Here is a 12200-nt window from a genome sequence, read left to right on the forward strand (position 1 = left end):
AAAACGGCGCCGCGAGGGCGCCGTTTCGAAACAGGGGGCTGGCGCTATCGCCGATAGATCAGCCAGTTCTTGGCGAAGTCCTTTTTCATGCCATCCTCGAAGGGCATCGTGCGGTTGCGGCCGCCGTTCTTGGCGCAATACAGCGCGATGTCCGCCTTCGAGTAGAGTTCGCCGGGGCCTTCCGCCGAAGAGGCCATGCACAGGCCGAGCGATATGGTGATCGGGCCGTAATTGACGCCGGTTTTGGAGTTCTTGAAGGGCGTGTGCTCCAGCGCGGTGCGGACGCGCTCGGCGATGGCGATCACCTCTTCCTCGTTGTTGCCCTCGATGATCATGGCGAATTCCTCGCCGCCGGTGCGGGCAACCAGGATGTCCTTGCGCACATTCGCGCGGATCACGCTGCCGACGGACGCGAGGATCTTGTCGCCGACGGGATGGCCGTAGGTGTCGTTGATCTTCTTGAAATGATCGATATCGGCGAGGATGAGACCGGTGACATTGTGCGCCATCGTGGAATTGTAGATGGACGACAGCTTGTCGTCGAAGGCGCGGCGGTTGGCGAGCTGGGTCAGCGAATCGGTCGAGGCAATGCGCTTGTATTCGTCCAGTTCCTTGCGCACGCTTTCCATTTCGAGTGACTTCTGCGCGACATTCTCCACCATCACCTTGCCCTGGCTGATGGTGTCGCCTGTGGCCTCCGTGAGCACGCCGATGACGCTTCTGATCAGGTCCATGCTGGTGGCGTTCTTGCCGGTGATGCGAACGACGGTCTCGTCAAGAAGCCGGTTGTAACTTTCCAGCGACGTCTGCTCCTGCCTGAGAAGGCGAAGCAGACCTTCCAGTTCACCGACGATACGCGAATGCACGCCGTCCATGGCAGTGACGCCATGGTGATGGCCGAAATACTGCGCGCCGATTTCGTCCAGCTCTTCCTGGTTGGCCTTGCTGCCAAGCGCCGCCAGTTCGCGGGTCAGCTTCGGGTTCGAGCCGATATAGGCTTCGTAGAACAGCTCGTAGTTCCGCGGAATGGGTGAGATGCCCATAATGCGCATGGCGTAGGTGACCTGCGCCGCGATGTCCGGGACCTGGACCTTCTGCGCGACTGCCGTGTTCATTGCGGCTGCTCCCGACCGATTTCGAATGTAGGCCCGTAAAATAAAGTGAAAATGCTTTGGGAATGATTAACGTTTCTCGTCTCGGTTGCGTGCGGTACACAAAAAAAGGCCGCAGATCGTTGAATCTGCGGCCTTTTAGCTGAGCGTGACGTACCGTTGGCCTCAGCCAGGCATGATCATCTTTTCCGGGCGAACGACCGCGTCGAATTCCTCATTGGTGACGTAACCGCCACCAACGGCTTCCTCACGCAGCGTCGTGCCGTTCTTGTGGGCCGTCTTGGCGATCTTGGCGGCGTTGTCGTAGCCGATCTTCGGGGCGAGCGCGGTGACGAGCATCAGCGAGCGGTCGAGCGCTGCCTTGATGTTGTCTTCACGCGCCTCGATGCCGACGACGCAATTGTCGGTGAAGGAGATCGCGGCATCCGAGAGAAGCTGGACGGACTGCAGGAAGTTGTAGGCCATCAGCGGGTTGAAGACGTTCAGCTCAAAATGGCCCTGGCTGCCGGCGAAGGTCAGCGACGCATGGTTGCCGAAGACCTGGGCGCAGACCTGGGTGAGGGCTTCGCACTGGGTGGGATTGACCTTGCCCGGCATGATCGACGAGCCGGGCTCGTTTTCCGGCAGCGACAGTTCGCCGAGACCGGAGCGCGGGCCGGAGCCGAGGAAGCGGATGTCGTTGGCGATCTTGAAGAGAGCCGCGGCAGCGGAGTTGATGGCGCCGTGCGAGAAGACCATGGAATCGTGGGCGGCCAGCGCCTCGAACTTGTTCGGCGCCGTCTTGAAAGCGATGCCCGTGATCTCGGCGATGTGATCGGCGACCTTTTCGGCAAAGCCGACCGGCGCGTTGAGGCCGGTGCCGACGGCCGTGCCGCCCTGGGCGAGTTCGCAAAGCCCCGGCAGGGTCATCTCGATGCGCTTGATCGACGAGGCGACCTGCGCGGCATAGCCGGAGAATTCCTGACCGAGCGTCAGCGGCGTGGCGTCCTGGGTATGCGTACGGCCGATCTTGATGATGTGATCGAAGGCCTTGACCTTGGCTTCCAGCGCTGCATGCAGATGCTTGAGCGCCGGCAGCAGGTCATGAACGATGCGCTCGGCGCAGGCGATGTGCATGGCCGTCGGATAGGTGTCGTTGGACGACTGGCTCATGTTGACGTGGTCGTTGGGGTGCACCGGCTTCTTGGAGCCCATGACGCCGCCGAGCATTTCGATGGCCCGGTTGGAGATGACCTCGTTGGCGTTCATGTTGGACTGCGTGCCCGAGCCGGTCTGCCAGACGACGAGCGGGAAGTGATCGTTGAGCTTCCCGTCGATGACTTCCTGCGCGGCTTCGATGATTGCCTTGCCGATGGCGGGATCGAGACGGCCCAGCTCCATGTTGGCGCGGGCGGCGGCCTGCTTGACGATTCCGAGCGCACGAACGACGGAAAGCGGCTGCTTTTCCCAGCCGATCTTGAAATTGCCGAGCGAGCGCTGGGCCTGCGCGCCCCAATAGCGGCTGTTGTCCACTTCGATGGGGCCGAATGTATCCGTTTCCGTGCGCGTCGATGTCATAGTGCTTCCCGCTTCTCCGAGCCCATGCGATGAGGTCTGCCGCCGGCGTTGCCGCCGCATGGGACGCGGCAGGCCGGGCGAGCGCGGGCCGGAAACGGCATGCGCGCTGGCGCGAAAAAATCGCGCAAATCTCTGGCCCATCTGCGACCCACTTGCAAGGGGCGGCCGGTTCTCGCGGAGCGAGACTTTCGGTTAAAATCGATTAGGCCGCGCCGCAGGGCTTGACCATCGGTCCAGGCGCGTTCGGGCTGTGCCTTTTGCATCACAACCCGCTATCGATTTTTTTTGACCATGGTGTTGATTGGTGTCCGGCGCGGCGCTGCAAAGGCAAAAATGCGTGCGGGTTCAAATTTTTATGCCGGCCCAGCCGTTCCCTCGGTGAAGGTTCGCCATAACGGTTTTGTGAGGGCCAGGAAGGCATGTGGGGGGAGGGCGTTTCCTTTTCATTCACCATCCTTTCCTATAACTTACCGGCCTGCTGGTTCGGGCGCCACCAGAGACCGCGAAGCGCGGTTTAAGACGGGGAATGGAAAACACATGAAGCTTACGAAAACCGCCGTGCTGGCAGCCGCGCTGGCTCTTTCCTGTGCCACCGTCACGCTCCACGCAGCGCCCGCCAACGCAATGACATTCATGGAGTGGCTGCAGAAGCGCAAGGAAAAGAAGCAGGCAGAGGCAGCCGGCCTGCCCGGGGTCACAACGACCTCTGCGCTGCCTGGTGCCGCCGCCCAGGTGAAGCAGGAAGCCAAGCCGCTGCCGCGCGTCACCGGCCCGCGTTATTATACTTACAAGGCCGACGCCCTGAAGCGTGTCGGCGTCGACAAACTGGCCGATCCGGTTGTCACAAGCTCGATTTCCGCAGATGTTGCGCCTGCCGGCGATGCAGGAATCCGCGCGGCCTTCACGAATGTCGACGTGCGCACCAATCCGGATGCCGCCAAGGCCGTCGAGACCTTCTATAGCGACAACCGCAAATTCGTCTGGATCGACGGCACCGGCATCAACGACAAGGCGAAGGCCGCCATTGCAGTGCTGGCGGATGCCGCATCCGTCGGACTCGATCCGTGGGACTATGCCGTGAAGATTCCGGCCAACGATTTCGACAGCGCCGACATGACCGCGCGCTATGCCGAACTCGCCACCTTCGAGATCGCGCTATCCTCGGCCGTCGCCAGCTATGTGCAGGACGCGGTGCGCGGCCGCATCGATCCGAACCGCATTTCCGGCTACCACGACTTCAAGCGCAAGGACGTCAATCTCGTCGCCGCGCTGAAGAACGTTTCGATGAGCAGCAACGTCAAGGCCTATCTGGAAAGCCGCTCGCCGCAGAGCGCGGACTTCCAGGCGCTGAAGGATGAACTTGCCCGCCTCAAGGCCGAGACGAGCAGCGAAGACCGTGTCGTGATCGCTGACGGTACGCTGCTGAAACCCGGCCAGAGCAATCCGGAGCTTGCCAATGTCGTGAAGGGCATCGTCAAGCACGGGTCAGACGCGCTGAAGACCGACCATTCCGTGACGATCGCCACCTATGCTGGCACGCCCGAATACACGCCGGAACTGGTGTCGCTCGTCGAGGCCTTCCAGAAGGAGCATGGCCTGAAGCCCGACGGCATCGTCGGCAAGGCCTCCATCCGTCTGCTGACGGGGGGTGATTCGGTTGCCGACAAGATCGCGAAGGTCGAGGTGGCGCTCGAGCAGGCGCGCTGGCTGCCCGTCGATCTGGGCGCGCGGCATGTTTTCATCAACCAGCCGGCTTTCCAGGTCTATTACTACGAAGGCGGTTCGGAAAAGTTCTCGATGCGCACGGTCGTCGGCTCCAAGTCGAACCAGACCTATTTCTTCGAGGACAAGGTGCAGACCGTCGAGGTCAATCCCTATTGGGGCGTGCCGCAGTCGATCATCATCAACGAGATGCTGCCGAAGCTACGCAACGATCCGAACTATCTCGACCGCATGGGCTATGAAGTGGCCGTCGGCGGGCGCGCGGTTCCTTCGTCCTCGGTCAACTGGTACGGCTCGACGTCGGGCATTTCCGTTCGCCAGCCTCCGAGCGGTGACAATGCGCTCGGCGAACTGAAAATCCTCTTCCCGAACAGCCACGCCATCTACATGCACGACACACCGTCGAAGAGCTTCTTCAAGAAGGACATGCGTGCGCTGAGCCATGGCTGCGTGCGCCTCGCCGAGCCCCGCAAGATGGCGGCCGCCGTGCTGGGCGTGAGCGAGGAAGAGGTCGGTAAGGAGATCGCCGCCGGCCGCAACAAGGCGCTCAGCGTCAAGGCGGATATTCCGATCTACATCGCCTACTTCACCGCATGGCCGAACAAGGATGGCGTGGTCGAGTATTTCGATGACGTCTACGGGCGCGACGACTACATGCGCAAGGCCTTCGCGGCGACGCAGAAGGCGCGTCAGGCCGGTGCCTGAGCGGCTCCATCGCTCCGAAAAAGAAAGGCGCCTGCAAGGGCGCCTTTTTTCGTTGAACCGTATGGCTTTCCGCCGGTTCAGCGCGCCAGCAGCCGCTCCACCAGTGCGGGCGTCAGCTCGTCGAAATGGGCGATGACATGGGTCGGCTCCAGCGTGTCCACCGGCACGTCCGAATAGCCGAAGGGTACGCCGATCGACGGCACGCCTGCATTGCGGGCGACGAGGATATCGTTGAGGCTGTCGCCGATCATGACGGTGCGCGCCGGGTCGCCGCCGGCCTGGTGCACGGTGCCCAGCAGATGCTCGGCGTCAGGCTTGCGCGTGGCGAAAGTGTCGCCACCTGTGATGGCGGCGAAGCGATCGGTCAGATCGAGGCCTTCGAGGAGGCGGCGGGCGAGCCCTTCCATCTTGTTCGTGCAGACCGCGAGCCGGTAGCCCGCATCCGTCAGGCGATCCATCGCCTCGATCAGGCCGGGATAGGGCGCGGAAACACCCGGCATGGCATTGCCGTAATGATCGACAAAGACGCCGAGCATTTCCTGCAATTCGTCGTCGGTAACGGCGCGGCCGCGAAGCGCGAAGGCACGCTTGATCATCACCACGCCGCCATGGCCGACCAGATGGGTCAGGTCGTCATAGGTGACGGGATCGAGCCCTCTCAGGCCGATCGTGTGGTTGAGACTGGCCACGAGGTCGTGCGCGGTGTGGATGAGCGTACCGTCGAGATCGAAGACAACGAGAGAAGAGGTCATGGCAGGCCTTGCGGGACAGAGCGGAGGAGGTCTTTCCGGTAAGCGAGGGCCGACGCTTTTGCAATCGCCTTTTCGGTCCGGGACTTGCGGCGTTTTTGACTTTCGTTTGCGGGGCGGGGCGTGTAAGTGTCTCACCGGAATTCCGGTGCTTCGCGCGTGCCGGCTTGCAACCGTTCAGGGAGTTGGGGGGCATGGACGCCCGTGAAATGAAGATCAAGGCGGCGGAAGCCGCACTGGCGCATGTGGAAGATGGCATGCGCCTGGGCATCGGCACGGGGTCGACCGCCGAGGAGTTTGTGCGGCTGCTGGCCGAAAAGGTCGCCGGCGGCCTGCGCGTCGAGGGCGTTCCCACGTCCGAGCGCACGGCGCGGCTCTGCCTGGAACTCGGCGTTCCCTTGAAATCGCTCGATGAACTGCCGGAACTGGATCTGACCATCGACGGCGCCGACGAAGTCGACAGCCGGCTGCGTCTGATCAAGGGCGGCGGCGGCGCGCTGCTGCGTGAGAAGATCGTTGCCTGCGCCTCCAAGCGCATGATCGTCATCGCCGACGAAACCAAGGTTGTCGAGACGCTCGGCGCCTTCAAGCTGCCGATCGAAGTCAATCCGTTCGGCCTCGTTGCCACACGCATCGCCATCGAGAAGCTTGCAACCCGCCTTGGCCTTTCCGGCGCGATCGACCTGCGCGCGTCCGGCGACGGAACGTTCACGACAGACGGCGGTCACTATATTCTCGACGCATCTTTTGGCCGCATTCCTGATGCAGATGCGCTCGCAAGAAACCTCAATGACATACCCGGAGTCGTCGAACACGGCCTCTTCATCAATATAGCGTCGCTGGCCGTCATCGCGGGACCCGCGGGAGCACGTACGCTGACGGCGAAAGAATAGACAGGAGCAAAGACCACATGTCCAAATTTGCTGGTTTCGGCCGCACACTCGCAGTGACCCTCATCGTTTCGGCCGGCCTTGCCGGCGCCGCCAAGGCGCAGGATGTCACGGACGACCAGATCAAGGCTGCTCGTGCTGCCATCGACGCCATCGGTGCGACGAGCCGTTTCGACAACATCCTGCCGGGCCTCGCCGCCCGCGTGAAGGCAACCTTCGTGCAGGCGTCGCCCAACTACGAGGCCGAGATCAACGCTGTTGTCGACGAGCAGGCGATTGCCCTTGCTCCCCGCCGCGCCGATCTCGAAAAAGAAGCGGCCACGATTTATGCAAAGACCTTTACGCAGGATGAGCTGAAGGCCATCGCGGACTTCTATGCCTCGCCTGTCGGCAAGAAGCTCCTGACGGACGGCCCGATCGCGACGCGCGAAGTCATGAAGGCCGCGGAAATCTGGGCCGCCGGCGTCAGCCGCGACCTGCAGACGGAAAGCGGCAAGAAGCTGGACTCCACGATCGGTGCTGCCCCCGCCGAGGGCGGCGCGCAACAGCCGCAGCAGTAAGACAAAAAAGGCGGCCACGGGCCGCCTTTTTCATTTCATTCCATCTGCGGGCATAACGGCCCGGATCGACCTATTCGTGGATTGTGTAGTCGCCGAGTTCGCAAAGGTTCTGCGTATCGGTGGTCGTGTCGAGATCGGAATCATCGGAGAATTCGAAGCGCATGTCATATTCGCAGACTTCGCGGCCGTCTGCGATCGTGATCTCGATCGTTTCGCCGGGGTTGAGCACGTCCTGCCCGAACACATCCTCTTCCCATTTATCGACGCCGACGGGTGACGTGTAGAAGCGGGTGAGCACGGAGTTCGTGCCATTCTTCAGGTTGAAAACGAGATCTTCGGCAGAGGCCGCGCCGGCAACCAGCAACAATGCGGCGGTAGAGATTGCGATCAATTTCGATTTTGACATTTTTTGTCATCCGTTCAGCCCACAATTGAGCGGGATTTCTTTTAAGCGGTGTCTCACATTCGGTAAATGGAAATAGCGGCGGACAGCCAGCCGTTCAGTGAGAAATGCGCCGCGACGGGCGATATATCGGGCGGTGAAGGCCGGGCTTTCACTTTTGCTTCTGCTGCACCTATATGGGAGGCATGCGCGGCCGCGGATTCGACGGCCCGTTCCAACGCCATCGTCAGGCCACGCCCGCAGGAGATCCCCATGACGGCTTTCGATTACGACCTCTTTGTCATCGGCGGCGGCTCCGGCGGCGTGCGCAGCGCGCGTCTGGCCGCAAGCATGGGCAAGAAGGTGGCGATCGCCGAAGAATTCCGCTTCGGCGGCACCTGCGTGATTCGCGGCTGCGTGCCGAAGAAACTCTATGTCTATGCCTCGCAGTTTCCCGAGCATTTCGAGGATGCCGCCGGTTTCGGCTGGACGGTCGGCGAGAGCAGCTTCGACTGGAAGGCGCTGGTGGCGGCCAAAGAGAAGGAAATCACCCGCCTCGAGGGCCTCTACCGCAAGGGGTTGGACAATGCGGCCGCAACGATCCTTGCCACACGCGCCGTTCTGGTCGGGCCGAACACCGTTCGCCTGACGGCCACCGGCGAAGAGGTCACGGCCGAGCGCATCCTGATTGCCGTCGGCGGACATCCGACGCCGCATCCCGACCTGCCGGGACATGAATTGTGCATTACCTCGAACGAGGCTTTCGATTTGCCGGAGATGCCGAAATCCATCGTCATTTCCGGCGGTGGCTATATCGCGGTCGAATTCGCCAACATCTTCCACGGGCTCGGCGTCGAGACGACGCTCATCTATCGCGGCAAGCAGATCCTCTCACGCTTCGATCAGGACATGCGCCACGGCGTGCAGTCGGCGATGATCGCCAAGGGCATCCGCATCCTCTGCGAGGACATCATCACCAACGTCGCCGAGGCGGCGGACGGATGCCGCACGGTCACGACGAAAGCCGGCGAGACATTGCATGTCGACCAGGTGATGCTGGCGCTGGGCCGTGCGCCCAACACGGGCAGCCTGGGATTGGAAACGGTGGGCGTGCAGACGAACGAGCGCGGCGCCATCATCGTCGACGAGTATTCGCGCACCAATGTTTCCGGCATCTTCGCGCTGGGCGACGTGACCGACCGCGTGCAGCTCACCCCCGTCGCCATCCATGAGGCCATGTGCTTCATCGAGACGGAGTTTCGCGGCAATCCGGTCTCGCCGGACCACGACCTCATCGCCACGGCCGTTTTCTCGCAGCCGGAGATCGGGACGGTGGGGCTGAGCGAAGAGGAGGCCGCGAAGAAATTCGACGATCTCGAAATCTATCGCGCCGAGTTCCGCCCGATGAAAGCGACGCTGTCGGGCCGGCAGGAAAAGATCATCATGAAGCTTGTCGTCAATGCCGCGGACCGCAAGGTGGTCGGCGCTCATATCCTCGGCCATGAGGCGGGCGAGATGGCGCAGCTGCTCGGCATTTCGCTGAAGGCCGGCGTGACCAAGGACGATTTCGACCGCACGATGGCGGTTCACCCGACGGCATCGGAAGAGCTGGTGACGATGTACCAGCCGAGCTACCGCGTCAGGAACGGCCAGCGGATCTGAGAACCGCCGGTGTCTCCGAAGGCAGGCGGCCTGCGAAGCGATCCTCGTGGCGTTTGAAGAGGGCCACGAGCCTGTCGAGCGCCAGGCGCATTTCCGGGCGATGGCGGTCGTCGTCGTTGACAACCAGCCAAAGCGGATGGGTGAGCGCCTCGATCGGATCACCGTCGCGTACGAGTGCCGGTAAGGCATCTCCCACAAAGGTCGGCAAAACGCCGCGCCCGGCGCCGCTGGCAATCAGCCGGTGGAGAATGTCGGGAGCATTCGTCCAGGTGTGGATCTGGTTCTCGTGGTGGCGGAATACCCATTTCTCGGGCTCCGCCGTGGCAACCTCCGTGCCGATGGACACCCAAGGCTGCTCCGCTCCGCCATTGCTGTCTGCCGCGCGATAGACCGCGTAGGTGACGTCGACGGATTTGCGCACGGCGACATTGCCGCTCTTGGGCGCGTCGTGGAGAAGCGCGATCATGCTGTGGCGATGGGTAAGGTCGCCGATGGCCGAAAGCAGCTTGCAGCAGAGCCGGAAGTCGTCATCCTTGGTTCTGAGCTCGGCGAGATTGTCGGCAATGAAGCCGGACAGCCAGATGTTGCCAGCGACCGATACGATGGGCAGCGTGAAGGCATCGCCGTGCCAGCGGGTAATATCGGCCGTCGTGCGGCGGATGGTCTGCACATGTTCGAACAGCACCGTACCGTCGGGCGCCAGCCGGTAGCCCTGCTGGCTGCGGATGAACAGCGTACGGCCCATGGAGCGCTCCAGCGCCAGCATGCGGCGCCCGATCGTCGGTGCGCTGATGCCGGTTATCGATGCGGCGCCCGCAAGTCCGCCTTCCGCCGCGACATGAAAGAAAAGCTGCAGATCGCTCCAGTCGACTTCCGACATTTCCCGTCCCTCGTTCACACCATCCTTCTTAGCGCAAAATGAGCTGAGCGGCATCTGTCGCCGGTGAAACGGGCGTTTCATTCGCGCATCTACGAAGTTTCGACGCCAGTCGCTAGCTCATGACGGGACACGACGAGAGGAGTTTGTCATGAGCCCGGAATGGATGATGGCCTTCGACAGACAGGAGGCCAAGTTGCATGGAACGAAACGCACGTCTTTGGCCGATCCGCTTGAGAGGACGGATTGGCAGGGCTTCCAGTGGGTGAATGCTCTGTTGAGCCGCATGGTCGCTGTCGGCGGGCAGCGGCCGGCGAAATCAAGACAAAGTACTGTTTCCAGATGGATATTCGCTTCCGAAGTGTCTCGGCGTCGCTGACAGGCAACGGCGCTGCGTTATCCTGTGCTTTACCGCCTGTTACCGGGATGGCGCAGCCGTCGCAATTGCGTTACAGGCGCTGGAACTGCGGCTATGCAAGAACCATCTAACGGTTTATAAGCCCGCATCTTCAAACGGAGAGGCGCCCCCCGGTTTTCGGGCGTTTCAGGACAGGTGAGTATCATGGCACAGAATTGGACCCCGACCAGCTGGCGGCAAAAGCCCATCCAGCAGGTTCCGGAATATCCCGATCTCGCCGCATTGGCGGCGACCGAAGAGCGCCTCGCGAAGTTTCCGCCGCTCGTCTTCGCCGGTGAGGCACGTCGCCTCAAGGCATCGCTCGCCAATGTCGCAGAAGGCAAGGGCTTCCTGCTGCAGGGCGGCGATTGCGCCGAGAGCTTCGCCGAACACGGTGCCGATACGATCCGCGACTTCTTCCGCGCCTTCCTCCAGATGGCCGTGGTCCTGACCTTCGGCGCCCAGCAGCCGGTGGTGAAGGTCGGCCGTATTGCCGGCCAGTTCGCCAAGCCGCGCTCCTCGGGCATCGAGAAGCAGGGTGATGTGTCGCTGCCGTCCTACCGTGGCGATATCATCAACGGCATCGAGTTCACCGAGGAAGCCCGCATTCCGAACCCGGAACGCCAGATCATGGCCTACCGTCAGTCGGCTGCGACGCTGAACCTGCTGCGCGCCTTCGCGATGGGCGGCTACGCCAATCTCGACAACGTGCACCAGTGGATGCTCGGCTTCGTCAAGGACAGCCCGCAGGCCGAGCGCTACCGCAAGCTCGCCGACCGGATTTCCGAGACCATGGACTTCATGAAGGCCATCGGCATCACTTCGGAGAACCATCCGAACCTGCGCGAGACGGATTTCTTCACCAGCCACGAGGCTCTGCTGCTCGGCTACGAGCAGGCGCTGACCCGTGTCGATTCCACGTCGGGCGACTGGTATGCGACCTCCGGTCACATGATCTGGATCGGCGACCGCACGCGCCAGGCCGATCACGCGCATATCGAATATTGCCGCGGCATCAAAAACCCGCTCGGCCTCAAATGCGGCCCGTCGCTGACCGGCGATGGCCTGCTGGAGCTGATCGACCTGCTCAATCCGGGCAACGAGGCCGGCCGTCTGACGCTGATCTGCCGCTTCGGCCACGACAAGGTCGCCGACAACCTGCCGAAGCTCATCCGCGCCGTCGAGCGTGAGGGCAAGAAGGTCGTCTGGTCCTGCGATCCGATGCACGGCAACACGATCACGCTCAACAACTACAAGACGCGTCCGTTCGAGCGCATCCTGTCGGAAGTCGAAAGCTTCTTCCAGATCCATCGTTCGGAAGGCACGCATCCGGGCGGCATCCATATCGAGATGACCGGTAATGACGTGACGGAATGCACCGGGGGCGCGCGTGCGCTCTCGGGTGACGATCTCGCCGATCGCTACCACACGCATTGCGATCCGCGTCTCAATGCCGATCAGGCGCTCGAACTCGCCTTCCTTCTCGCCGAGCGCATGAAGGGCGGTCGCGATGAAAAGCGCATGGTCGTGAACGGCTGATCGCCTTTCGTTCACGCTTCGGTTCCCTCGATGAGCGGGGCTGATGCA

The 12200-nt window shown here is 62.2% G+C and carries 11 protein-coding genes; 6 read left to right on the plus strand and 5 right to left on the minus strand.

Features of this window, described 5'->3' with window-relative positions:
- Positions 1-44 precede the first annotated feature (44 nt).
- Both MKI86_RS06655 and fumC read right to left on the minus strand, forming a co-directional pair.
- Complete coding sequence (locus MKI86_RS06655) at positions 45-1115, minus strand: GGDEF domain-containing protein (RefSeq protein WP_241598899.1); 1071 nt, start codon at positions 1113-1115, stop codon at positions 45-47.
- Between the two features lie 162 nt (positions 1116-1277).
- Positions 1278-2729 carry a class II fumarate hydratase gene (gene fumC / locus MKI86_RS06660; RefSeq protein ID WP_306424444.1) on the minus strand — a complete coding sequence of 484 codons (1452 nt, stop codon included), beginning with the start codon at positions 2727-2729 and terminating at the stop codon, positions 1278-1280.
- A gap of 477 nt (positions 2730-3206) precedes the next feature.
- Between fumC and MKI86_RS06665 the strand changes: the two genes are divergently transcribed.
- On the plus strand, positions 3207-5096 hold the full coding sequence (locus tag MKI86_RS06665; RefSeq protein WP_241598903.1) for a L,D-transpeptidase family protein: 1890 nt from the start codon (positions 3207-3209) through the stop codon (positions 5094-5096).
- A gap of 77 nt (positions 5097-5173) precedes the next feature.
- Here the strand turns inward: MKI86_RS06665 and MKI86_RS06670 are convergent, their stop codons facing one another.
- Positions 5174-5848, minus strand: coding sequence for an HAD family hydrolase (locus tag MKI86_RS06670; RefSeq protein ID WP_241598905.1), 675 nt, complete (start codon positions 5846-5848; stop codon positions 5174-5176).
- A 191-nt stretch (positions 5849-6039) separates the two neighbouring features.
- Here MKI86_RS06670 and rpiA point away from each other — a divergent pair, with 191 nt between their 5' ends.
- Positions 6040-6738, plus strand: coding sequence for a ribose-5-phosphate isomerase RpiA (gene rpiA, locus MKI86_RS06675; RefSeq protein WP_241598907.1), 699 nt, complete (start codon positions 6040-6042; stop codon positions 6736-6738).
- 17 nt (positions 6739-6755) lie between these two features.
- Positions 6756-7295, plus strand: a complete 540-nt coding sequence (locus MKI86_RS06680; protein ID WP_241598909.1) for a DUF2059 domain-containing protein — start codon at positions 6756-6758, stop codon at positions 7293-7295.
- Between the two features lie 70 nt (positions 7296-7365).
- On the opposite strand, the gene MKI86_RS06685 is transcribed toward MKI86_RS06680, so the two are convergent.
- Positions 7366-7701: a hypothetical protein gene (locus MKI86_RS06685; protein ID WP_241598911.1), complete on the minus strand. Its 336-nt coding sequence runs from the start codon at positions 7699-7701 to the stop codon at positions 7366-7368.
- A gap of 249 nt (positions 7702-7950) precedes the next feature.
- On the opposite strand from MKI86_RS06685, the gene gor reads away from it, so the two are divergent.
- A complete protein-coding gene (gene gor, locus MKI86_RS06690) occupies positions 7951-9339 on the plus strand; it encodes a glutathione-disulfide reductase (protein WP_241598914.1) in 1389 nt (462 codons plus the stop codon).
- On the opposite strand, the gene MKI86_RS06695 is transcribed toward gor, so the two are convergent.
- Positions 9317-10219 (minus strand): LysR family transcriptional regulator, encoded by a 903-nt coding sequence (locus tag MKI86_RS06695; RefSeq protein ID WP_241599301.1) that lies wholly within the window; start codon positions 10217-10219, stop codon positions 9317-9319. The genes gor and MKI86_RS06695 overlap by 23 nt on opposite strands.
- A gap of 148 nt (positions 10220-10367) precedes the next feature.
- Here MKI86_RS06695 and MKI86_RS06700 point away from each other — a divergent pair, with 148 nt between their 5' ends.
- Positions 10368-10595, plus strand: coding sequence for a hypothetical protein (locus tag MKI86_RS06700; RefSeq protein WP_241598916.1), 228 nt, complete (start codon positions 10368-10370; stop codon positions 10593-10595).
- A 183-nt stretch (positions 10596-10778) separates the two neighbouring features.
- The gene (locus tag MKI86_RS06705; protein WP_241598917.1) at positions 10779-12152 is read left to right on the plus strand and encodes a class II 3-deoxy-7-phosphoheptulonate synthase; all 1374 of its coding nucleotides are present in this window, start codon (positions 10779-10781) and stop codon (positions 12150-12152) included.
- The last annotated feature ends 48 nt before the right edge of the window (positions 12153-12200 follow it).

The organism is Shinella sedimenti, assembly GCF_022601905.1.
Taxonomy (GTDB): Bacteria; Pseudomonadota; Alphaproteobacteria; order Rhizobiales; family Rhizobiaceae; genus Shinella; species Shinella sedimenti.

Bases quoted from the DNA above. Each gene is read 5' to 3' on its own strand.
- MKI86_RS06655 (WP_241598899.1), bottom strand. From the start codon at position 1,115: ATGAACACGGCAGTCGCGCAGAAGGTCCAGGTCCCGGACATCGCGGCG.
- fumC (WP_306424444.1), bottom strand. From the start codon at position 2,729: ATGCGGCGGCAACGCCGGCGGCAGACCTCATCGCATGGGCTCGGAGAA.
- MKI86_RS06665 (WP_241598903.1), top strand. From the start codon at position 3,207: ATGAAGCTTACGAAAACCGCCGTGCTGGCAGCCGCGCTGGCTCTTTCC.
- MKI86_RS06670 (WP_241598905.1), bottom strand. From the start codon at position 5,848: ATGACCTCTTCTCTCGTTGTCTTCGATCTCGACGGTACGCTCATCCAC.
- rpiA (WP_241598907.1), top strand. From the start codon at position 6,040: ATGGACGCCCGTGAAATGAAGATCAAGGCGGCGGAAGCCGCACTGGCG.
- MKI86_RS06680 (WP_241598909.1), top strand. From the start codon at position 6,756: ATGTCCAAATTTGCTGGTTTCGGCCGCACACTCGCAGTGACCCTCATC.
- MKI86_RS06685 (WP_241598911.1), bottom strand. From the start codon at position 7,701: ATGTCAAAATCGAAATTGATCGCAATCTCTACCGCCGCATTGTTGCTG.
- gor (WP_241598914.1), top strand. From the start codon at position 7,951: ATGACGGCTTTCGATTACGACCTCTTTGTCATCGGCGGCGGCTCCGGC.
- MKI86_RS06695 (WP_241599301.1), bottom strand. From the start codon at position 10,219: ATGTCGGAAGTCGACTGGAGCGATCTGCAGCTTTTCTTTCATGTCGCG.
- MKI86_RS06700 (WP_241598916.1), top strand. From the start codon at position 10,368: ATGAGCCCGGAATGGATGATGGCCTTCGACAGACAGGAGGCCAAGTTG.
- MKI86_RS06705 (WP_241598917.1), top strand. From the start codon at position 10,779: ATGGCACAGAATTGGACCCCGACCAGCTGGCGGCAAAAGCCCATCCAG.